The sequence below is a fragment of the Polaromonas sp. genome (assembly GCF_030682935.1).
In the GTDB taxonomy this organism is placed as follows: Bacteria; Pseudomonadota; Gammaproteobacteria; order Burkholderiales; family Burkholderiaceae_C; genus Polaromonas.
Genome location: NZ_JAUXNA010000106.1, coordinates 1 through 20,199 on the forward strand (window position 1 = coordinate 1; position 20,199 = coordinate 20,199).

The 20,199-nt window shown below is 61.7% G+C and carries 19 protein-coding genes; 6 read left to right on the forward strand and 13 right to left on the reverse strand.

Annotated features, from left to right (window positions below; all coding sequences use genetic code 11):
- Positions 1 to 175: 175 nt before the first annotated feature.
- The 5 genes from htpX to Q8K05_RS04880 all read right to left on the reverse strand — a co-directional run bounded on the left by htpX (position 176) and on the right by Q8K05_RS04880 (position 6,904).
- Complete coding sequence (htpX, locus tag Q8K05_RS04860; protein ID WP_305245398.1) at positions 176 to 1,060, reverse strand: protease HtpX; 885 nt, start codon at positions 1,058 to 1,060, stop codon at positions 176 to 178.
- Between the two features lie 160 nt (positions 1,061 to 1,220).
- The gene (locus Q8K05_RS04865) at positions 1,221 to 1,985 is read right to left on the reverse strand and encodes a DUF3025 domain-containing protein (protein ID WP_305245399.1); all 765 of its coding nucleotides are present in this window, start codon (positions 1,983 to 1,985) and stop codon (positions 1,221 to 1,223) included.
- On the reverse strand, positions 1,985 to 2,755 hold the full coding sequence (locus tag Q8K05_RS04870) for an NYN domain-containing protein (protein ID WP_305245400.1): 771 nt from the start codon (positions 2,753 to 2,755) through the stop codon (positions 1,985 to 1,987). The genes Q8K05_RS04865 and Q8K05_RS04870 overlap by 1 nt, the downstream gene beginning before the upstream one ends.
- Positions 2,755 to 3,807, reverse strand: coding sequence for a dihydroorotase (gene pyrC, locus Q8K05_RS04875; RefSeq protein WP_305245401.1), 1,053 nt, complete (start codon positions 3,805 to 3,807; stop codon positions 2,755 to 2,757). The genes Q8K05_RS04870 and pyrC overlap by 1 nt, the downstream gene beginning before the upstream one ends.
- 70 nt (positions 3,808 to 3,877) lie before the next feature.
- Positions 3,878 to 6,904, reverse strand: coding sequence for an AAA family ATPase (locus Q8K05_RS04880; protein ID WP_305245402.1), 3,027 nt, complete (start codon positions 6,902 to 6,904; stop codon positions 3,878 to 3,880).
- Positions 6,905 to 7,081: 177 nt separating this feature from the next.
- On the opposite strand from Q8K05_RS04880, the gene Q8K05_RS04885 reads away from it, so the two are divergent.
- Together Q8K05_RS04885 and Q8K05_RS04890 are read left to right on the forward strand one after the other, a co-directional pair.
- Positions 7,082 to 7,573, forward strand: a complete 492-nt coding sequence (locus Q8K05_RS04885) for a cupin domain-containing protein (RefSeq protein WP_082709036.1) — start codon at positions 7,082 to 7,084, stop codon at positions 7,571 to 7,573.
- 105 nt (positions 7,574 to 7,678) lie between these two features.
- Positions 7,679 to 8,506 carry a class I SAM-dependent methyltransferase gene (locus tag Q8K05_RS04890; protein WP_059759103.1) on the forward strand — a complete coding sequence of 276 codons (828 nt, stop codon included), beginning with the start codon at positions 7,679 to 7,681 and terminating at the stop codon, positions 8,504 to 8,506.
- Between the two features lie 68 nt (positions 8,507 to 8,574).
- Here Q8K05_RS04890 and Q8K05_RS04895 read toward each other — a convergent pair whose 3' ends face one another.
- The 8 genes from Q8K05_RS04895 to Q8K05_RS04930 all read right to left on the reverse strand — a co-directional run bounded on the left by Q8K05_RS04895 (position 8,575) and on the right by Q8K05_RS04930 (position 16,417).
- Positions 8,575 to 9,312: an amino acid ABC transporter ATP-binding protein gene (locus tag Q8K05_RS04895; RefSeq protein WP_305245403.1), complete on the reverse strand. Its 738-nt coding sequence runs from the start codon at positions 9,310 to 9,312 to the stop codon at positions 8,575 to 8,577.
- Positions 9,313 to 9,361: 49 nt separating this feature from the next.
- Positions 9,362 to 10,030, reverse strand: a complete 669-nt coding sequence (locus Q8K05_RS04900; protein ID WP_305245404.1) for an amino acid ABC transporter permease — start codon at positions 10,028 to 10,030, stop codon at positions 9,362 to 9,364.
- 1 nt (position 10,031) lies between these two features.
- Positions 10,032 to 10,754, reverse strand: a complete 723-nt coding sequence (locus Q8K05_RS04905; RefSeq protein WP_305245405.1) for an amino acid ABC transporter permease — start codon at positions 10,752 to 10,754, stop codon at positions 10,032 to 10,034.
- Between the two features lie 109 nt (positions 10,755 to 10,863).
- Complete coding sequence (locus Q8K05_RS04910; RefSeq protein WP_305245406.1) at positions 10,864 to 11,763, reverse strand: transporter substrate-binding domain-containing protein; 900 nt, start codon at positions 11,761 to 11,763, stop codon at positions 10,864 to 10,866.
- Between the two features lie 441 nt (positions 11,764 to 12,204).
- Positions 12,205 to 13,173 (reverse strand): LysR substrate-binding domain-containing protein, encoded by a 969-nt coding sequence (locus Q8K05_RS04915; protein ID WP_305245407.1) that lies wholly within the window; start codon positions 13,171 to 13,173, stop codon positions 12,205 to 12,207.
- Positions 13,174 to 13,422: 249 nt separating this feature from the next.
- Positions 13,423 to 13,878, reverse strand: a complete 456-nt coding sequence (locus Q8K05_RS04920; protein ID WP_305245408.1) for a hypothetical protein — start codon at positions 13,876 to 13,878, stop codon at positions 13,423 to 13,425.
- Positions 13,832 to 14,461 (reverse strand): nucleotidyltransferase domain-containing protein, encoded by a 630-nt coding sequence (locus Q8K05_RS04925; protein WP_305245409.1) that lies wholly within the window; start codon positions 14,459 to 14,461, stop codon positions 13,832 to 13,834. The genes Q8K05_RS04920 and Q8K05_RS04925 overlap by 47 nt, the downstream gene beginning before the upstream one ends.
- An 81-nt stretch (positions 14,462 to 14,542) precedes the next feature.
- Positions 14,543 to 16,417, reverse strand: coding sequence for an ABC transporter ATP-binding protein/permease (locus Q8K05_RS04930; RefSeq protein WP_305245410.1), 1,875 nt, complete (start codon positions 16,415 to 16,417; stop codon positions 14,543 to 14,545).
- A gap of 47 nt (positions 16,418 to 16,464) precedes the next feature.
- Here Q8K05_RS04930 and Q8K05_RS04935 point away from each other — a divergent pair, with 47 nt between their 5' ends.
- From Q8K05_RS04935 to Q8K05_RS04950, 4 genes are all read left to right on the forward strand, one after another.
- The gene (locus Q8K05_RS04935; protein WP_305245411.1) at positions 16,465 to 16,938 is read left to right on the forward strand and encodes an acyl-CoA thioesterase; all 474 of its coding nucleotides are present in this window, start codon (positions 16,465 to 16,467) and stop codon (positions 16,936 to 16,938) included.
- Between the two features lie 109 nt (positions 16,939 to 17,047).
- Positions 17,048 to 18,004, forward strand: coding sequence for a complex I NDUFA9 subunit family protein (locus Q8K05_RS04940; RefSeq protein WP_305245412.1), 957 nt, complete (start codon positions 17,048 to 17,050; stop codon positions 18,002 to 18,004).
- A 61-nt stretch (positions 18,005 to 18,065) separates the two neighbouring features.
- Complete coding sequence (locus Q8K05_RS04945; protein WP_305245413.1) at positions 18,066 to 18,827, forward strand: glutathione S-transferase family protein; 762 nt, start codon at positions 18,066 to 18,068, stop codon at positions 18,825 to 18,827.
- A 25-nt stretch (positions 18,828 to 18,852) separates the two neighbouring features.
- The gene (locus Q8K05_RS04950; protein WP_305245414.1) at positions 18,853 to 20,133 is read left to right on the forward strand and encodes a multifunctional CCA addition/repair protein; all 1,281 of its coding nucleotides are present in this window, start codon (positions 18,853 to 18,855) and stop codon (positions 20,131 to 20,133) included.
- Positions 20,134 to 20,199 lie beyond the last annotated feature (66 nt).

Consider the following 20,199-nt stretch of genomic DNA (forward strand, 5'->3'; position numbering starts at 1 on the left):
GGCGTCTGGCCCTGCTTTACGAGCAAGCCGCCATTTTTCTTTTGCCGCCGCGGCGACCCCGCACTTGCCCCAGACTTGTCAAGCACAGGGCGTCCAAATACCCAAGAAAAATGCCAGTCAGTTCTTAACTGACTGGCATTAGGCTAAAAGCCGGCCTTCATGAAAGCGCAGACCTTTAGCCCTGCGCGCTCTGCAGCGCCGCGATGCGCTCTTCAATCGGCGGGTGCGTCGCAAACAATTTGCCCATGCCGCCGGTAATGCCCATGGCCTCCACGGCCTTGGGCAATTCGCCGGGCTGCATGCCCCCCAGACGGGCCAGCGCATTGATCATGGGCTGCTTGCGGCCCATCAGCTGCGCAGCACCCGCATCGGCACGGAACTCGCGGTGACGCGAAAACCAGGCCACGATGATGGCGGCGGCAAAGCCCAGCACGATGTCGAGCACGATGGTGCTGACGTAGTAGCCAATGCCGGGGCCGGAGTTGTTGTCGCTGCCCTTGCGCAAAAAGCTGTCGACCGCGTAACCAATCACCCGCGACAGGAACACCACAAAGGTGTTCATCACGCCCTGAATCAGCGTCATGGTGACCATGTCGCCGTTGGAGATGTGGGCAACCTCATGACTGATCACGGCCTCGATCTCTTCCCGGGTCATGCCCTGCAGCAGGCCGGTGGAGACCGCCACCAGCGAAGAATTTTTAAACGCGCCGGTGGCAAAAGCGTTAGGCGCGCCTTCAAAGATACCGACCTCGGGCATGCCGATCTGCGCCTTGTCGGCCAGCTTGCGGACGGTCTCGACAATCCAGGCTTCATCGGCATTTTGCGGGCCGTCGGCACCGTTGATCACGCGCACACCGGAACTCCACTTGGCCACCGGCTTGCTGATCAGCAGCGAAATAATGGCGCCGCCAAAACCCATGATCAGCGCAAAGCCGAGCAATGCCGACAGGTTCAGGCCATTGGCGGTCAGAAAGCGGTTCACGCCCAGCAGGCTTGCCACAATGCCCAGCACCGCCACGACGGCAATGTTGGTCAGGATAAACAGAAAAATGCGTTTCATGGATTCTCCGGGGGTCGTTAACTACAGGCAGGGGAGCATAAGGGGGCACACGCCCGCATTGTGCATTTCTAGGCAGAAAGTGGGGGTTTTACAGCCCAAATCAAGGTTTCCGTAAGGACTCTGAACCAAGCCAAGCGCAGACATTTCCAGTTTTTTGTTTTCATCTGCGCGGGCGAAAAACCATGGCGTCATCATAAAAGGAAAAGTCTTCGTTTTCCGGCCACCAGCCCGGCACGCCCAGTACCGGCAAGGGCGCAAAAGGTTTGCCGGCGAGCTTGGCCGCACTCAGGTCACCCGCCACCCAGGCATCCAGCTCTGCTATTGAATCAATAGCTGGCTGATCCCTATACACGTGCGCGGTGATGGGTTTTCGTGGATAGACCAGTTTTTCAAGCAGTGCATGGCCAAACAGCACCAGCTGGGCCTCAGCCCACAACGGGCGCAGCTCGACAAACAGAAGCGGCCAGTCGCGTGCGATCAAAGCGTCCCATAGCGGCTGCGGCGCCAGCAACAAGGCGGCATTTTCATCAAACACGGTCAGCGCGTCGCGCACCGGGCCGCGCAAGGGCGCCACGCCTGCAGCAGCAATTTCGGCAGCCTGCAGCTGATTAAGCCGTTGCTTGGTTTCGGGAAAGCGCATCCAGCACAATCCATTAAAAAAGTCATGCAAGCCCTCGCGAGTAGGGCAGTTTCCGCTATTAAAAATATAGCGCTCGTAGGCCTCTCCCGGTGGCAGTTCGGTTTGCGGCACAAAGCGCACAGGAGCGCTGCGCTCGCGGTTCAGCGCTTCGGGCAAGCCCGCACCAGCCGCGACGGCTTGCATCACCCGCTGGCCCGGCTCGCGCCAGAGGTCCAGCCAGGGCCGGTCCCAGTCAATGGCCTCCAGCGCCGGCAGAGCCACGGAGACAGGCGCATCGGCGGCCATCAGCTCCGGGCCGGTCTGGACAGTCTTTTATCGCGCACCATCACCGTCGATTTGCCTTCATCCACGATATCGAACAGCTGGGTCGCGACCAGCAGCTTGGTGAGCGTGGCATACCCATAGTTGCGATGGTCGAACGAGGCCTGGTTGGCGATCTGGGTGCCAACCGCACCGACGCGCGCCCAGCCCTCGTCATCGGCGGCCGCCTGCACGGCATTGCGCAGCAGCATGACGAGCTTGGCGTCCTGTTTGAGCTGGGCCGGCGTGGCCCGCAAGGGCACGGCGGCCACGGCGTCGGTGTCTTCCCGTCCGCCTGCTGGCGCATCGTTTGCCGCGATCGGCCGCAGCTTGTCGAGGTACAAAAAACGCGAACAGGCGTTGACAAAAGGTTCAGGCGTTTTCTGCGCGCCAAAGCCATACACGGCGGCACCCTTGGCGCGCAGGTGCATCACCAGCGGCGTGAAATCGGCATCGGACGAGACAATGCCGAAAGCGTCAGGCTGGTCGGTGTAGAGCAGCTCCAGCGCATCAATCACCATCGCCATGTCGCTGGCGTTTTTGCCTTTGGTGTAGTCAAACTGCTGCATCGGCCGGATGGCATGTTCGTGCAGCGCTTCCTCCCAGCCCTTGAGTTCGCTCTTTTTCCAGTTACCGTAGGCGCGGCGGATATTGGTTTCGCCGAAGGTTGACAGCTCGTTGAGGATCAGGTCGATCTTGGAGGCCGGCGAGTTGTCGGCATCAATCAGCAGGGCAACACGGGGTTTGCGGTCCATCAGCGGCTTTCTGAAGGCGAATTGATCAGCTTCCACGGCAGCGCCTCGCCGCTGCGCAGCGGCTTGAGCTCGGCCTCGCCAAAAGCAAAACTGACGGGCGGCGTCCAGCTTTCCTTCTTGAGCGTGATGCTGCCCCGATTGCGCGGCAGGCCATAAAAATCAGCGCCGTTGAAGCTGGCAAAGGCTTCGAGCTGATCAAGCGCGCCGGCGGCGTCAAAGGCTTCGGCATACATCTCGATCGCCGCATGCGCGGTGTAGCAGCCAGCGCAGCCCGTTGCGTGTTCCTTGAGATGGGCCGGGTGCGGTGCGCTGTCGGTGCCGAGGAAGAACCGGGCGTTACCCGACGTGGCCGCTTCGACCAGCGCGAGGCGGTGGGTTTCGCGCTTGAGCACGGGCAGGCAATAGTAATGCGGGCGAATGCCGCCGGTAAAAATGGCGTTGCGGTTGTACAGCAGGTGGTGGGCGGTAAGCGTGGCCCCCAGGAACTGGTCCGACTCAGCCACGTACTGCGCGGCTTCCCTCGTCGTGATGTGCTCGAACACGATTTTGAGTTCGGGAAAATCGCGCCGCAGCGGAATCAGCTGGGTATCGATGAACACCGCCTCGCGGTCAAACAGGTCGATCTCGGGCGAGGTCACTTCGCCGTGCACCAGCAGCAGCAGGCCTTCGCGCTGCATCGTTTCCAGGGTTTTGTAGGTCTTGCGCAGGTCGGTCACGCCGGCATCGCTGTTGGTGGTGGCGCCCGCCGGGTAGAGCTTGGCAGCGACCACGCCCGCGTCCTTGGCGCGCCTGATCTCTTCCGGCGGCAGGTTATCGGTCAGGTACAGCGTCATCAGCGGCTCGAAGGTCATGCCCTCGGGCACGGCCGCCTGAATGCGTGCGCGGTAGGCCAGGGCCAGCGCGGCCGTGGTCACCGGCGGGCGCAGGTTGGGCATGATGATGGCCCGACCAAACTGCGCCGCCGTGTGCGGCACCACGGTGTACAGGGCTTCGCCGTCGCGCACATGCAGGTGCCAGTCGTCCGGGCGGATGATGGTGATTTCAGAGGTCATGGGCGCCATTGTCCTAGAGGCTGATCGATTTCGCTTCACATCACGGGAAGATGTGTTGGAAAAAAGTGTCTCACTGAAGCGCCACCAAATTGGAAGTCAAACCCGACCCCTGCAGATTTTTGGTGATTTGCGCAGCAAGGTCGCGTGCGCTGGCCCGCTGGTCGTCGCCTTCCCCCGGGTCGCCGACCGCAGCGGCAACCCGTGCCAGCGCCAGGTGGCAGTCCCACGCGAGCCGGACCTGGCCGATCTGTTTGGCCAGCACCAAGGCCTGCGTCAGCCCCTTGCGCGCGGCTTCGTGCGCATTCACAGCGAGCCATGCCAGACCGCGCAAGCGATGGGCTTGTCCGATCATCTCCCGCATGTCGCCGCGAGAGGCCCGCGTCAGCAGTTGGCCCGCATAAATGAGGCACCCCTGCGCGTCGTCCTCGGCCAGCGCCGACTCGGCCAGCGCCTCCAGGCAGCGTAACGTCAGCCATTCCTCGCGGTAATCCTGCGAATACTGAAGCGCCGCTTGCAGCGTTAATCGATGGCCGGCAATACCGAGCCGCAGCTGTGCAATTGCCAGATTGGCTTCCAGCCTGGGCAGCCAGTACCTGATTCCGGCGTCGCGCGCGAGTCGCAGACTTCGTTCAAAGTGCTGCGACGCCGGGCCGGCATGGTTCAAAGCCAGCAACAGGCAGCCCAGCGCGTCATGCGCCATGATCTGGTAGCGAACCAGCCCCAGCATCTCCAGACGCGGCAGCGCTTCGTTCAGGTCAGCCCAGGCCTCGCCAAACCGGCCCATGGCTGCCCGCACATTGGCGCGCCCGATCAGTGTCGGCCCCAGATGCCACTGCAGGTCAGCGGCTCGCGCGATGACCAGCGCGGCATCGAAATGCGACAAGGCGCGCGGGTAGTCGGCCAGCCCCATGTGGCCGGTGCAGGCCCAGCCGATCATCATCAGGTTTTCCGATTCATAGCTCTTGTCGTCGATGACGCGGGCCAGATCGAGCGAGCGCGAAAATGCGCCGATGGCCGCTGCCGGTTCGGCGTTGGCAAAATAGGCTTCCCCGCGCCCGTGAAACGCCTGCACGGCGACCAGGTCGGTCAGGTGCAGACGCTCGCAGATATCGACCGCTTGCTGGTGATGCGTGATCGCCAGATCGTTGCGGCCATTGCTCCAGGCGACCGTCCCCAAGTGATAAAGCGTATCGGCCACATGCCGCTCATCGCGCGTTGCGCGCGAGGCCGTGAGGGCTTCGTCGAGGCAGGCGACGGCCTGTTCGTAGGCGTCGGCGCGCCGGTACGCCATGCCGAGCTGAATCAGCACATCACATGCATGCGCGTGCTCGCCCAGCGCGCGCGCCGCCTCGATCACGCGCTGAAAGTCGGCCACCGCGCCCTCGGTCTGGCCGGCCTGGGCTCGCGCCACCCCGCGCCGCTCGTACAGCGCAAGTTGCCGGGCTGGCGTGGCCGCTTCGGGATGGGCCAGCAGCAGCCCGACAGCACGGTCAAACCATTGCAGCGATTCGCGCATCGCAAACAGTTTTTGCGATCGATCGGCGGCCAGGCCAAGATACGTCAAAGCCTTGGGCCACACCTTGCCGCGCTCATAGTGCTCGGCAAGGTGGGCATCGTGCCCATGGGTATCGCCTTGGGCATGCTGCTCCAGCAGCTCTGCCACAACCCGGTGCAGCAGCACGCGCCGGGCGCTCCCGATGTCGCGGTACACCACCTCGCGCACCTTGTCGTGGCTGAAATCATAAAAATCCCCGTCCTGCTCCTCGCGCAGCAGCCGGCGCTTGACCAGCGAGTCCAGGCTGTGCAGAAAGCGCTCCTCGGGCATGCGCGTGAGCGCCAGCAAGGTCTCGAAGTCGAAACGATGCCCCAATACGGCCGCGACATCGAGCAATGGCCTGTCTTCAATCGGCACATGGGCCAGGCGGGCGCGCACCGAGTCCCGCAGTGCATCCGGTAGCGGCAGTCTGAGCGGGTCGCTGATCGTGCATTCGCCGTCGCTCAGCGCATGCACGATCGACCCGAGAAAGAAGGGATTGCCCTCGCTTTCCCGGTGCAGCCGCGCCGCAAGATCAGGCGCGCCCAACCTTGGGTCGTTGATTTTGATCAGCAGCGCTTCGGTATCTTCGGGTTTCAGCCGCGCCAGCTCGATATGGCGTGTATGCGGTTCACGGCGCAGGCTTTCAAGCAGGCCGCTGAGTTGTTCGTTGCTGTCGAGTTCCTCGTCGCGGTAGGCACAGGCCAGGAGTATTGGCCGCCGGGCAATCTGGCGTGCCAGAAAATGCAGGAACTGCAGGCTGGCGTCGTCAGCCCATTGAATGTTGTCGATGTTGACAATCAGCTGCCGATTCTGGGCCAGCGCATCGAACAACAGAAGCAGCGCATGAAACAGGCGTGCCTGCCGCGCCTCGGGGAAGTCCGCCGACAAGGGCGGCAGGTCGGCCAGGCGCTCGGCTGCGGCCGGCACCAGTGCGGCGATCTCGGCCAGCAGGATGGGCGCCATCATGCGCAGCCGCGCTTCGGGTGCGGCCATCCAGGCCTGGGTGGCGAGATCGATCACCGGTTGATAGGCTATCGCCTGCTCAATCTCGTAACAGTTCGTGGCCAGCGTCTGCAAATCGCGTTCTTGCGCGTAGCGCCTGACTTCGTGCATCAACCGGCTCTTGCCAATGCCGGCCTCACCCTCGATCAGCACCACATGGCCGCTTCCCGATGTAAGTCGGGCGATCAGCCCGAGGAACTGCCCGTAGTCGTTGTTGCGCCCGACGAAGGGCAAATTCAGATGACTTGCCGGCAGCAGCGCGTCTCTTGCTGGAACAAAGGGGGTGGCCTTGACGGGCGATTCATCGAAATGCAAGCTGTTGTTGACTCGGCGGTTGCGTGCAGCGTCCAGAAACACCGCTCGCTCCTGCGCCGGAATCGCGAGCTGCTCGGCCAGACGCTGAGCCAGTCCCTTGGAGGGCCGGCGCTCCTCGGCCTCAATTTTCTTGATCGCGGCCTGCGAACAACTGACTTTTTGAGCCAGTGCGCCCTGCGTCAGATCCAGCGCCTTGCGTCGTCGGCGCAGCCAGTATCCAAAAGAATTGCTCTGTTCGTCCATGTCCGGCTCCTGCAGGCATCGCCCGCACCGACGCATTTTATTCCCGCGACCGGCGCCGGTGGAGGCTTTTTGTCCCGCTTTCTGTATCCCTGTTTGTCCACTTCGTGGTGACCCTGAATCAGCCTTGTCAGGCGATCATGCAGCCGTACAGCACGGCAACCACAAGGAGAAATTACCATGTCCCAGCAAACCTTTCCAGGACGCTCATTGCAGCCCATATGGCGCTGTTCCCTGGTTTTGTCGTTGAGCCTGCTCAACTCTTTCGCGCTCGCACAGCAGGCTGTTGAGGAGCAGGCGGTGACGTGGACCGCCCGTGACGCGAAGCTGAAGTGGGGGCCCTGTCCGCCGTTCTTGCCCAAAGGGTGCGGCATTGCCGTTCTTCACGGCGATCCTGCAAAGGACAATGTCGACGTATTCCTCAGAGTGCCCGCCAAATCGACCCTTCCTCTGCATTGGCACACGTCGGCAGAGCGCATGGTGCTGGTAGCGGGCGAGCTTCGCGTCACTTACGACGGCCAGAAGACGGCTGTTCTCAAGTCGGGGACTTATGCCTACGGCCCCCCTAAAAAGCCCCACAAAGCCTTCTGCGCAAGCACCGCCCCGTGCGTTCTCTTCATTGCGTTTGAGTCGCCGCTGGATGCCGTGCCGGTCGAAGGCCCATCCAGATAAAACCCTTGCATGCGGCTGCACAGTACCCGTCCTTGGGGAATCACCGACATCAGTCCGACTGACGCCCCCCCCGAACCCCATAAACACCAGCCCTGGAGAAGCATCATGGAAACCTTATCCGCACAGCCTGTTACCGATTTTTCAGCGGTCAAGCTCAAGCAGCATGCCGCATGGTCCTCGGGGGACTACGCCGTCGTTGGAACGACCTTGCAGATCGTCGGCGAGAACTTGTGTGAAGCGCTCGATTTACGCGCCGGCGAGCGCGTGCTCGATGTCGCTGCCGGCAACGGCAATGCCACGCTGGCCGCTGCTCGCCGCTGGTGCGATGTGGTCTCAACCGACTATGTGGGCGCGCTACTGGAACGGGGCAAGGCGCGGGCAAGCGCCGAGGGCCTGGCAGTACAGTTCGAAGAGGCCGACGCCGAGAACCTGCCGTATGCAGATGCCTCGTTTGATGTCGTGCTGTCCACGTTCGGGGTGATGTTCACGCCCAACCAGGAACGGGCAGCAAGTGAACTCGCACGCGTGTGCAAGCCGGGCGGCAAGATCGGCCTGGCGAACTGGACGCCGCCGGGTTTCATCGGCCAGTTATTCAAGCTGATCGGCCGTTACATTCCCCCGCCCGCTGGCGTCAAGTCGCCTTCGCTCTGGGGCACCGATGAGCGCCTGCGCGAGCTGTTTGACGGGCGCATCGGCACGCTCGAAGCGGTCCGCCAGAACTTTGTATTTCGCTACCGCTCGCCACAGCACTGGCTCGACACGTTTCGCACCTACTATGGGCCGGTGCAAAAGGCGTTCGGCGCCGTGGACGCCGCCCAGCAGCAGTCCCTGTCCGCTGATTTCATCGGGCTGGCGCAGCAGTTCAACCGCGCCACCGATGGCGCGATGGTCGTGCCGAGTGAGTACCTTGAAGTCGTGATCAGGACACGGTGAGTCCCAATACCAGCACGCCCCATCAACCATGAGGGCGGCCAGTTTTATCAGCGGGGCATGACAGGACTTCAATGCTGCAGTATCTTGTTCAGGAAGTCCTTGGTCCGCGGCTGCCGGTTCTCGGGATGGCTGAAGAACTCGTCTTTGGAGCAGTCCTCCAGAATCTTTCCGCCCACATCCATGAAAATCACGCGGCTGCCGACCTTGCGGGCAAAGCCCATCTCGTGGGTCACCACCATCATGGTCATGCCGTCAGTGGCCAGCCCCATCATGCAGTCGAGCACCTCGCCGACCATTTCAGGATCAAGCGCCGAGGTCGGCTCGTCAAACAGCATGGCGATCGGGTCCATGCTCAGCGCCCGGGCAATCGCCACGCGCTGTTGCTGGCCGCCCGACAACTGACCGGGAAACTTGTCCTTGTGCGCCATCAGGCCAACCCGGTCGAGATATTTCAGGCCATGCGTTTTGGCCTCGTCAGGTTTGCGTCCGAGCACCTTGATCTGCGCCAGCGTCAGGTTTTCGGTGACATTCAAATGGGGGAACAACTCGAAGTTCTGGAACACCATGCCGACGCGGCTGCGCAGCTTGGGCAGGTCGGTTTTGGGGTCGTGCACGGCCTGGCCGTCCACAAAAATCTCGCCCTTCTGGAAAGGCTCCAAGGCGTTGATGACCTTGATCAGCGTCGACTTGCCCGAACCGGAAGGCCCGCAGACCACCACGACTTCGCCTTTTTCAATGCGGGTGCTGCAGTTGTTGAGCACCTGCACATCACCGTACCATTTGGAAACTTCTTTCAACTCAATCATCTGATTCTCCAGTGTGCTTTTTGCGACTTATTGTGCGTTGACAATAGGTTCAGCGAATGATGGCGATCCGGCTCTGCAGCCGCTTGACCAGGTAGGACATGCCGAAGCAAATCACGAAATAAACCACCGCGGCCAGCAGGTAGGCCTCTTCGGTCCGGCCATAAATCTTGCCGGCGGTGGTAAAGCCCTTGAGCAAATCGTAGGCGCCAATGGCATACACCAGCGAGGTGTCCTGAAACAGGATGATGGTCTGCGTCAGCAGCACCGGCACCATGTTGCGAAAGGCCTGCGGCAAGATGATCAGCCGCATGTTCTGGCTGTAGGTCATGCCCAGTGCCCGCCCGGCGTTGACCTGCCCGCGCGAAATGGACTGAATGCCGGCCCGCATGATCTCGCTGAAATAGGCGGCCTCAAAGGCCACAAAGGTAATCGTGGCCGAGAGTTCGGCCCCGATCGGTTTGCCAATGATGGCCGGCACCAGCAGAAAGAACCACAAAATCACCATCACCAGCGGAATCGAGCGCATGCCGTTGACATAAATCGTCGCGGGAATCACCAGCGCTTTCTTGCCTGACAGGCGCATCAGCGCCAGCAGCGTGCCCAGCAAAATGCCGCCCAGCGTGGCAATCACGGTCAGCTGAACGCTGAAAATGAAACCGTTCTTGACGAACTTGGAGATGATGTCCCAGTTGAAAAAACTCAGGTCGAGTCCCAGCATGTCAGTGTCCTCCGCCCGCTGATCCGGCCACCACGAAGCCCGGTATCTGCATTTTCTTTTCTACGAAAGCCATCGCGCGATTGACCGCAAATGCCGAGATGGCGTACAGCGCCGTCACGGCGATGTAAATCTCGACGCCGCGCGAAGTCTCTTCCTGCGCCTGCATGGCAAACATGGTGAGCTCAGCAATCGACACGGCAAAGGCGACCGAAGAGTTCTTCAGCAGGTTCATGGACTCGCTGGTCAGCGGCGGCATGATGATGCGAAAAGCCATCGGCAAAATCACATAGCGGTAGGTTTGCACCGTCGTCAAACCCAGCGCCATGCCCGCGTAACGCTGACCGCGCGGCAGGGCCTGCACGCCGGCGCGCACCTGCTCGGCAATCCGGGCCGAGGTAAAAAACCCCAGCGCCAGCACCACCAGCACAAAGCCGGGCACCTGCATCATCACCGGAAACATTTTTGGCACCACAAAGTACCAGATAAAAATCTGCACCAGCAGCGGGATGTTCCGAAACAGTTCCACCCACGCGTTGCCCAGGCGCACCAGCCAGGGGCTGTTGGGCAAGGTACGGAAGGTCCCCATGAGGGCGCCCAGCAGCATGGCCACGATCCAGGCCAGGCCGGCAACGGACAGCGTCCAGCCCCAGGCGTCCAGCATCCACTGCAGATAGGTGCGGCCACCCCCGTCGTCGTTTAAAAATATTTTCCAGTCCCAGTTCATGGCGGCTCCAGCCTGTTGTCGTGCGCTATTGAATCAATTTTCGCCAGATCAAACAACAAACCCCGCCAGCATCATCGCCAGCGGGGTTTGTTGGGATCACCAAGCAGAATTACTTGGTGACGTAAGCTTCCATGGGCTTGTCATTGGGCGTTGCCCAGGCCGCTTTGATGCTTTCGCTCACAGGCAGGCCGACACGGACATTCTTGGGAGGAATCGGCTCCATGAACCATTTGTCATAGGTCTTGGCCATGTCACCCGACTTGATCATGTCCTTGATGGTGTCATCGCCAATTTTCTTTAAAGCCGCATCGTCCTTGCGGATCATGATGGCGATGGGTTCCACGCTCAGCACTTCACCCACGATCTTGATGTCAGCCGGATTCTTGGACGAAGCGATATTGCCCGCCAGAATGGAGCCGTCCATCACGAACGCGTCAGCGCGGCCGGATTCGAGCAGCAGGAAGCTGTCAGCGTGGTCCTTGCCAAAGACTTCCTTGAAGTTGACGCCGGTGGCACGTTCATTTTTGCGCAGGGTCTGAACCGAGGTCGTGCCAGTGGTGGTGGCCACGTTTTTGCCGTTGAGCTGGGCAATCGAGGTGATGCCTGAATTGGCTTTGACCGCAATCCGGACTTCCTCGACAAAGGTGGTGTTAAGAAAGGACACATCCTTGGCGCGGGTCGCGTTGTTGGTGGTCGAGCCGCATTCGATGTCTACGGTGCCGTTTTGAACCAGCGGAATGCGGTTTTGCGACGTGACCGACTGGTATTTCACTTCGAGCTTGCGGCCCGCTGCTTTTTCCAGGTTGGCAACGATGCGGTTGCAGATCTCGACGTGGTAGCCGACATATTTGCCATCGCCCAGCGTGTAAGACAGCGCGCCCGACGAATCGCGAACGCCCATGGTGACGACGCCGGAGGCTTTGACTTTGGCAACGGTGTCATTGGCCTGGGCAAATGCAGTGCCGCCCGCGAGCAGGGCGACGGATAAAGCGATGAGCTTGAGTTTCATGGGATCTCCTGTAATGAACGAAACGATTGATAAACTATTTTAGGAAGTGGGTAACTCAGCCTGGCCTAGATTTACCCGCACTCTTTTAACACGGTGTCGAGCAGATTTGGCGCGGTGGCTATTTTTGCAACACAGAAAAATCAACAATACCTGGCGTTTCCAAAATGGTGCAGGCCTGAAATCCCAAAACGACAGACGGCCTGCAAGCAGTCTTTGTGCCAGTTCCTGGCTGAACGGTGCGTTCCGGTATCAAGGCACGAGGCTGTAGCCGGTAAAACGGGAGTAGTGCATCATAGGCAGCCCTCAAAATTTGAACGTCCCGCACTTTAAATTTGGGGACATCAAAACGCCAATGCCGTTTCAGGCCACCGTCATGCATTTTTTTTATAACAGCCCAGGGTAACTACCCGGTCGTGACCGGGCCCGGACGTTGCCGACTTTTTATCCGGGCGCAGACGGGTCGCCGCCCCGGCTGCCGGCTTTGCCCTTCTGTCTGGCGCTGGTTTGCGACTGCAAATACGCCCACAGCGCCTGGGCGTGAACTTTGGCGACTTTCTTGGCGGTGGGCCGCTCGCGGTACACGCGCAGATCCAGCGTCATCTCCAGCTGACTGCCGGCGCTGACCAGCTTTTTGGCCCGCAGCTCTTTCTTGACCGCGCTGAGCGGCAAAAATGCAATGCCGTGTCCCTCCAGCGCCATGGCCTTCAGGCCCTCGGCCATGTCGGTTTCATAGACCCGGTCCAGATGAATGGCGGTGCTGGACTGCTTGAGGATCAGGTCCACCATCCGCCCCAGGTAGGCACCCGGGGCATAACCCAGGTAAGGCAGCGCTTGCCCGGCGCGGCCCGGCAGGCTGAACGCCGGCTCGCCAGCGGCATTGGGCCGGCAAAACGGCGCCAGCACTTCCTGGCCCAGCGACACCATTTCATAGCGGTCAGGGTCCAGCTGGAAGGGCTGGGAATCATGGTGGTAGGTCATCAGCAGGTCGCAACTGCCTTCGACCAGCCGCAGCACCGCGTCATGCACATTGAGCGCGATCAGACGGCTTTTGATGGGCCCAAACTTCTCGCGCAGGCTGCTGACCCAGGCCGGGAAAAACGTGAAGGCCAGCGAGTGCGGCACCGCAAACTCGATGAAGTCCTGCCCCGCCGCGGTGTGGCCGCGCAGCATGGCCCGGGTGGACTGAAGACCCTGCAGCATTTCCAGCGACTGGGTGTAGAGCGTTTCGCCCGCCGGCGTCAGGCGCGTGGGGTAGGAGCTTCGGTCCACCAGGTCGGTGCCCGCCCACGCCTCCAGCGCCTGGATGCGCCGCGAAAACGCGGGCTGCGTGACGTGGCGCAGTTGGGCCGAGCGGCTAAAGCTGCGGGTATCCGCAAGACTGACGAAATCTTCAAGCCATTTGGTTTCCATGATGAGATTATCGGCGTGAGGGCGAGGCGGGCGACCAGGAAAACGTCACGGACAAGCCCATCAGGGGTTCGACGGCCATGGGCGCGCAGGTCAAGGTCCGGCGCGTCGCCCGCCAAGTCACTTCATTTTTAATAGCTGCTTGCGCCCGGCCTATAAGGGCTAGACCCCGATTTCATCAAGAATATGCACTTTCGACTGCTGTTGCAGGGCCTGTCTGTCGACGTAACAGGCTCAAACCGGCCGGCTTGCTTACCCGCCAATGCTGAACGCGGGATGCTCTTTCAGGACGCTATCGGCCCGCATCACCATAGTCTGCGCCTGGCGCAGGCATTCCTGCAAGGCCGCGTCAGTGACCATCTCGCCGTCGTAGTCAGACAGGTTGCGCTGCTTTCGCAAGCCATCCAGTATGCGGACCGTGGCAGCGTCAACGCCCAGAGTGTGCGACAAGCACTGAACCGCCGTCTGATGATGCCCTGGCTTGCTGGTGGAGGTGCGAAATCCGTTGAGATGTAGCCCTATATCAGCGACCACCCGAATGGCGGTGTAGGCGCAATCAAAACGTGTTTCGGGGCTGTTCTGGGTGAATTCGGCATCGCGCAGGCGCTGCTTGGCCGATAGCAGCATGCGCTTGACCAGATCGACCGACAGCGGGACCGGATCAAGCTGGCCGATTTTGGCCAGATTGAGCAAGTTGATCGAGGTCATGCTGGTTTCCAATCAGGAATATTTTCGGTTTTGTCAGCACATCGAGAACGAAGGATGACTTGGCTTGAAGCTTTGCACGCCATTCTTCAGCTCCAAAAACCTTGGGGTTGATTTCCCGGTGCAAGGTGGCCTGTGCGTCGTACAGCAAGTTCACCGCCTCGCCGAAGTCAATGTCGCCGATGATCATCACATCAACGTCACTGTCTGCGGTATCGGCGGATCGGGCCACCGAGCCAAACACAAACGCAACCGTGATGCGATCAGCGGCTGGCGCCAAGACTTGTGTGAGCACATCTGCCAGGCCCACTGTCTTGCGTAGCAAAGCGCTGAGCTCCTGGAAAACGGGATGCAGGGGGTTCGCCGTGAACTGGATTTGATTGCCGACGCGCCGCTTTTCCAGCAAGCCAGCGCCGTGCAGCCGGTCAAGCTCCTTTTTCATGGTCCCCGCCGTGCTATCGGTCAAGCGGGATATCTCCCGCAAATGTAGCCACCGGCCGGGCCGCAGCAGCAGCAAAGCCAGAACCCTGCGCCGGTATTGATGAGGGAACAGCAGGTCGGAGACGGAGTCAGATGTTTCTTTCACAAAAACGATTGTATCTTTATAAGAAACAAATACTCATTTTTACTCCGTTTTTAATAGCTACTTGCGCCCGCTGCATATGCGCTAGACCCCTATTTCATCAAGAATATGCTCGCTCGCCTGCTGCTGCAGGGCCCACATCTCGGCATAGCGCCCGTTGGCGGCCAGCAGGGCGGCGTGGTTGCCGCGCTCCACAATGCGGCCAGCGTCCATGACCAGGATCTCGTGCGCGTCGACCACTGTGGAGAGCCGGTGCGCAATCACCAGCGTGGTCTTGTTTTGGGCGGCGGTGCGCAGCTCGGCCTGGATGGCGCGCTCGTTGGCCGAATCGAGGGCCGAGGTGGCTTCGTCAAAAATCACCACGGGCGGGTTTTTCAGCAGGGTGCGGGCAATCGCCACGCGCTGCTTTTCACCGCCCGACAGTTTCAGGCCGCGCTCGCCCACCATGGTCTGGTAGCCCAAGGGCGTGGAGGCAATGAAGGCGTGAATGCGCGCGGCGCGGGCGGCGGCTTCGACCTCTTCATGGCTGGCGCCGGGCTTGCCGTAGGCAATGTTGTATTCGACCGTGTCGTTGAACAGCACGGTGTCTTGCGGCACGATGCCGATGGCGTGCCTCACGCTGGCCTGGGTGACATGCTTGATGTCCTGCCCGGCAATCGTGATGCGGCCTTGCTGCACATCGTAAAAGCGGTACAGCAGGCGCGCCAGCGTGGACTTGCCGGCGCCCGACGAACCCACCACGGCCACGGTTTTGCCGGGTGGAATTTCAAAGCTGACGCTGTGAAGAATCGGCCGCGCCGGGTCGTAGGCAAAGCTGACGTTTTCAAAACGCACGGCGGGCGAGGCGTCAATGCGCAGCGGTGGCGCACCGGGCTCGTCAGCAATTTCGCGCTCCCGCTCCATCAGCGTGAACATCTTTTCCAGGTCGGTCAGGCTTTGCTTGATTTCGCGGTAAATCACGCCCAGAAAACCCAGCGGAATGTAGAGCTGGATCATGAAGGCGTTGACCATCACCAGGTCGCCCAGCGTCATGCGGCCGTCGACCACGCCTTGCGTGGCGCGCCACAGCATCGCGACCAGGCCGATGGCAATGATCAGCTGCTGACCGGCATTGAGCAGGCTCAGCGTTCGCTGGCTCTTGATGGCGGCCTGGCGGTAACGCTTGAGGTTTTCGTCGTAGCGCAGCGCCTCAAACTCTTCGTTGTTGAAGTACTTGACGGTTTCGTAGTTCAGCAGCGAGTCGACAGCGCGGCTGTGCGCCGACGAGTCGAGCTCGTTCATGGTCTTGCGGAACTGCGTGCGCCATTCGGTGACCTTGACCGTGAAAAAGATATAGAACACCAGCGCGATGCCGGTGATGCCGGCAAACCAGACGTCGAACTTGACAGCCAGCAGCGTCAGCACCAGCGTCACTTCAATCAGCGTGGGGATGATGCTGTAGAGCGAATATGAAATCAGCGAATGCACGCCGCGCGTGCCGCGCTCGATGTCGCGCGTCATGCCGCCGGTTTGCCGCTCCAGATGAAAGCGCAGGCTGAGCGCGTGCAGATGGCGAAACACTTCGAGCGAAATGCGCCGCGCCGCGCCTTCGGTGGCCTTGGCAAACACCAGCTCGCGCAGCTCGGTGAACAGCGTGGTCGACAGCCGCAGCAGGCCGTAGGCCAGCAACAAAGCCACCGGAACGACCAGCACGGCCTGCACATCGCCGGGCTTGAAATTCATGGTGTCAACCAGGTTTTTCAGCAGCAGCGGCACGCCCACGTTGGCCAGCTTGGCGCCCACCATGAAGGCCAGCGCCGCCGCCACGCGCCACTTGTATTCCCATAAATACGGAAATAGCCGCTTCAGCGTACCCCAGTCCGAACGCTCCGGGGCCGTCTGGGGGCCGGCCGGCGGCCCGCTGCTGCTCACGGAGGGCACGTGAAGGGAAGAATCAGCGGTAGTAGCTCGGGAGCGCATGAGTGACAATCGTTGGGATTTTTAAAATTTCTTGTGAGATTGTGCCTATGTCTTCTGAATCAAGCGCACCGACGGGCAATACCGCCCAAGCCACCGCCGACGCCGACGCCGAGGCCCTGAATGTCCAGCTTCCCACCGACAAGGAACTGGTGCTCAAGGTGATCCCGATGCCCCGCGACTGCAACGCCAACGGTGATATTTTTGGCGGCTGGGTCATGGCCCAAGTGGACCTGGCGGGCGCCGTCGTGCCGGCGCGCTACGTGGACGGCCGCATGGCGACGGTGGCGGTCAACCAGTTCGTCTTCAAGCAGCCGGTCCGGGTCGGCGACATTCTGTCGTTTTTCTCCAGCGTGACCCGCATCGGCACCACATCGATCACGGTGCAGGTCGAGGTGTACGCCGAGCGCTTTCGCTCGCAGGGCCGCTACATCAAGGTCACGGAAGCCAGCCTGACCTATGTGGCGATTGACGATTTTGGCAAACCGCAGAAAATCACCAAGACCGGACAGCTATGTAATTAATAGCTGTCAGTGCCCGCAGCATATTGGCTAGAGGCACTTTTTATCCAAAAATTAAAGTAAAAAGTGCTGATTCAGGGCAACACCGTCCAAACGCGCTAAATTAAGGCCTATGAAAAAAATCCTCATCCTCGGCGGTACCGGCTTTGTCGGTCGGCATGTTTGTGAAAAACTGGTCGAAGCGCAATGCCGCGTGACCGTGGTCACGCGCCGCCGCAGCAACGCCCAGCACCTGCTCATGCTGCCCATGGTCGACGTGATCGAGACCCCTGCGCATGACAGCGCGTCGCTGGCGGGCCTGCTGGCCGGGCACGACGCGGTGGTCAACCTGATCGCCATCCTGCACGGCTCGGAAGCCGCATTTGAGAAGGTGCATGTGCAATTGCCGCTGGCGCTGGCGCGTGCCTGCGAGGCCAGCGGTGTCAGGCGCATCGTCCATATCAGCGCACTCGGCGCATCGCTGGATTCGGCCTCGATGTACCAGCGCAGCAAGGCGCGCGGCGAGGCGGTTTTGCGCGGTGCCGGACTGGACCTGACGGTGCTGCGCCCCAGCGTGATTTTTGGCGCTGAAGACAAATTCCTCAACACCTTTGCCCGGCTGCAGCAGCTGTTTCCGGTGATTCCGCTGGCGGGCAGCCAGGCGCGCTTTCAGCCGGTGTGGGTCGAGGACGTGGCCCGCGCGGTGGTGCACTGCCTGCAGACCCCCGACACCATCGGCCAGATTTATGAAGCCTGCGGACCCGAGGTGTTCACGCTCAAGCAACTGGTGGAACTGGCCGGGCGCTACGCCGGCATCAAGGGCGGCAAGGGCCGCACGGTGATCGCGCTGCCCGACGCGCTGGCGCGCGTGCAGGCCCGGCTCATGGAACTGGCGCCCGGCGAGCCCCTGCTGAGCCGCGACAACCTCAACGCCATGAAAACCGACAACGTGGCCAGCGGCCAACTGCCCGGCCTGCAGGCACTGGGCATCCAACCGGCCGCACTGGCGGCCATTGGCCCCACCTACCTGGGCGCACAAGGCTTGCGCAGCGGCCTCACGGCCAAACGCAAGACGGCCGGGCGCTTTTAAGGTTACAGCCCCCAACCGGGGGCAAAAAGACCGCCCCTCATGTCAGCAGATCAGGACCCCCATGCTCAAGCTCTACATCGGCAATAAAAACTATTCCTCCTGGTCCATGCGGCCCTGGGTGCTGCTCAAGCAGGCCGGCATTCCGTTTGAAGAAATCAAGCTGCGCTTTGATTCTTTTGACGCCGATTCGGGCTTCAAGACGCAAATCGGCCCGGTCAATCCGGCAGGCAAGGTGCCTGCGCTGGACGACGACGGCCTGGTGGTGTGGGATTCCCTGGCGATTGCCGAGTACCTGGCCGAGCGCTTTCCCGACAAACACCTGTGGCCCGCCAGCGTGCCGGCCCGTGCCCGGGCGCGCAGCGTTTGCGCCGAAATGCACAGCGGCTTTGCGGCCCTGCGTTCGGCCTGCCCCATGAACATTGAAGCCGACCTGGCGGACGTGGGCCAGCTGATCTGGCGCGACAAACCCGCCGTGCGCGCCGATGTGGAACGCCTCGTGGCCATGTGGCGCGCGTTGCTGGCCGAGCACCAGGGCCCATTGAGCAACGCCGGGCCGCCCCAAGGTGCGAACGCCCCCTTGGGGGGCAGGGAGACGAAGCCGACCGTGGGGGCTCAGTTCTTATTTGGCGACTTCAGCATCGCCGACGCGTTTTTTGCGCCGGTGTGCATGCGCCTGAAGCGCTACGCCCTGCCCGTGCCCGCCGACATCGCCGCCTACATCGAGCGCCTGTGCGCCCTGCCCGGCGTGCAAGCCTGGGTGGCCGACGCGCTGGCGGAGCGCGACTTCCGTGCGTTTGAAGAGCCCTACCGCCTGCAGCACTGAGGGCCTGAGCCGCTAAACTGCCGGCATGAAAATTTACATGGTCGGGGGTGCGGTGCGTGATGCCTTGCTGGGCTTGAAGGTAACAGACCACGACTGGGTGGTGGTGGGCGCCACGCCCGAAGAACTGACGGCCCAGGGCTATCTGCCGGTAGGCCGGGACTTTCCGGTGTTTTTGCACCCGCAGACCCACGAGGAATACGCGCTGGCGCGCACCGAGCGCAACACGGCGCGCGGCTACCGCGGCTTTGTGGTGCATGCAGAACCCGACGTGACGCTGGAGCAAGACCTGGCGCGGCGCGACCTTACTATTAATTCAATAGCTGCTCCTGCCCGTCCTGCCTGCGCCAATGCCGTATTTGAGCCTGATTTCGGGGCCTTGATTGATCCGTTCGGCGGGCAGCAGGATCTTCAGAACAAGGTCTTGCGCCATGTCACAGAGGCCTTCCGCGAGGACCCGGTCCGCATCCTGCGGCTGGCGCGCTTTGCCGCACGGTTTCCTGATTTTTCAATCGCCCCCGAAACCGGGGCGCTGATGCAGGACATGGTGGCCGATGGCGAAGTCGATGCACTGGTGCCCGAACGTGTGTGGCAGGAGCTGGCGCGCGGCCTGATGGAGGGCACCCCCTCGCGCATGCTGGAAGTACTGCGCGAATGCGGTGCCCTGCACAAGCTGCTGCCTGAAGTCGCCGCGTTGTGGGGCGTGCCCCAGCGCCCCGAATACCACCCCGAGGTCGACACCGGCATTCACCTGATGCTGGTGCTGGACATGGCGGCCCGGCTGCAGGCCCCCTTGCCGGTGCGCTTTGCCTGCCTGTGCCACGACCTCGGCAAAGGCACCACGCCGGCCGGGATGCTGCCCAGGCACATCGGCCACGAGGAACGCAGCGCGCGGCAGCTCTTGGGCCTGTGCGCGCGGCTGCGTGTGCCCACCGACTGCCGCGAGCTGGCCGACGTGGTGGCGCGCGAGCACGGCAACATTCACCGCAGCGGCGATGTCAGCCCGGCGGCCCTGGTGCGCCTGCTGGAGCGCTGCGATGCGTTTCGCAAGCCCCAGCGCTTTGCCGACATTTTGCTGGCCTGCGAGTGCGACGCGCGGGGCCGCCTCGGGCTCGATCAGTCGCCCTACCCCCAGCGCCCGCGGCTGCTGGCGGTGCTGGCTGCGGCCCAGTCGGTGGCGACCGATCAGGTGGCGGCCGAGGCCCAGGCGGCGGGGAAAACCGGCCGGCAGATCGGCGAATCGATTCACCAGGCGCGGGTGACCGCCGTGCGCCGCAGCCCCTGCTTTGCGACGGCGCCGGTCAGCTGAAGCCGCAAAAAATCGACCCCGGCCTACAGCCGTTTCCAGGCAGGCCTGCTAAGGTGAGGCGCATAT

Excerpts from the sequence above, each read along its gene's own strand:
- Q8K05_RS04945 (WP_305245413.1), top strand. The coding sequence starts at position 18,066 with ATGCTCAAGCTCTACATCGGCAATAAAAACTATTCCTCCTGGTCCATG.
- Q8K05_RS04885 (WP_082709036.1), top strand. The coding sequence starts at position 7,082 with ATGTCCCAGCAAACCTTTCCAGGACGCTCATTGCAGCCCATATGGCGC.
- htpX (WP_305245398.1), bottom strand. The coding sequence starts at position 1,060 with ATGAAACGCATTTTTCTGTTTATCCTGACCAACATTGCCGTCGTGGCG.
- Q8K05_RS04910 (WP_305245406.1), bottom strand. The coding sequence starts at position 11,763 with ATGAAACTCAAGCTCATCGCTTTATCCGTCGCCCTGCTCGCGGGCGGC.
- Q8K05_RS04890 (WP_059759103.1), top strand. The coding sequence starts at position 7,679 with ATGGAAACCTTATCCGCACAGCCTGTTACCGATTTTTCAGCGGTCAAG.
- Q8K05_RS04895 (WP_305245403.1), bottom strand. The coding sequence starts at position 9,312 with ATGATTGAGTTGAAAGAAGTTTCCAAATGGTACGGTGATGTGCAGGTG.
- Q8K05_RS04865 (WP_305245399.1), bottom strand. The coding sequence starts at position 1,985 with ATGGCCGCCGATGCGCCTGTCTCCGTGGCTCTGCCGGCGCTGGAGGCC.
- Q8K05_RS04940 (WP_305245412.1), top strand. The coding sequence starts at position 17,048 with ATGAAAAAAATCCTCATCCTCGGCGGTACCGGCTTTGTCGGTCGGCAT.
- Q8K05_RS04900 (WP_305245404.1), bottom strand. The coding sequence starts at position 10,030 with ATGCTGGGACTCGACCTGAGTTTTTTCAACTGGGACATCATCTCCAAG.
- Q8K05_RS04870 (WP_305245400.1), bottom strand. The coding sequence starts at position 2,755 with ATGGACCGCAAACCCCGTGTTGCCCTGCTGATTGATGCCGACAACTCG.
- Q8K05_RS04950 (WP_305245414.1), top strand. The coding sequence starts at position 18,853 with ATGAAAATTTACATGGTCGGGGGTGCGGTGCGTGATGCCTTGCTGGGC.
- Q8K05_RS04915 (WP_305245407.1), bottom strand. The coding sequence starts at position 13,173 with ATGGAAACCAAATGGCTTGAAGATTTCGTCAGTCTTGCGGATACCCGC.
- Q8K05_RS04880 (WP_305245402.1), bottom strand. The coding sequence starts at position 6,904 with ATGGACGAACAGAGCAATTCTTTTGGATACTGGCTGCGCCGACGACGC.
- Q8K05_RS04920 (WP_305245408.1), bottom strand. The coding sequence starts at position 13,878 with ATGACCTCGATCAACTTGCTCAATCTGGCCAAAATCGGCCAGCTTGAT.
- Q8K05_RS04935 (WP_305245411.1), top strand. The coding sequence starts at position 16,465 with ATGTCTTCTGAATCAAGCGCACCGACGGGCAATACCGCCCAAGCCACC.
- pyrC (WP_305245401.1), bottom strand. The coding sequence starts at position 3,807 with ATGACCTCTGAAATCACCATCATCCGCCCGGACGACTGGCACCTGCAT.
- Q8K05_RS04905 (WP_305245405.1), bottom strand. The coding sequence starts at position 10,754 with ATGAACTGGGACTGGAAAATATTTTTAAACGACGACGGGGGTGGCCGC.
- Q8K05_RS04930 (WP_305245410.1), bottom strand. The coding sequence starts at position 16,417 with ATGCGCTCCCGAGCTACTACCGCTGATTCTTCCCTTCACGTGCCCTCC.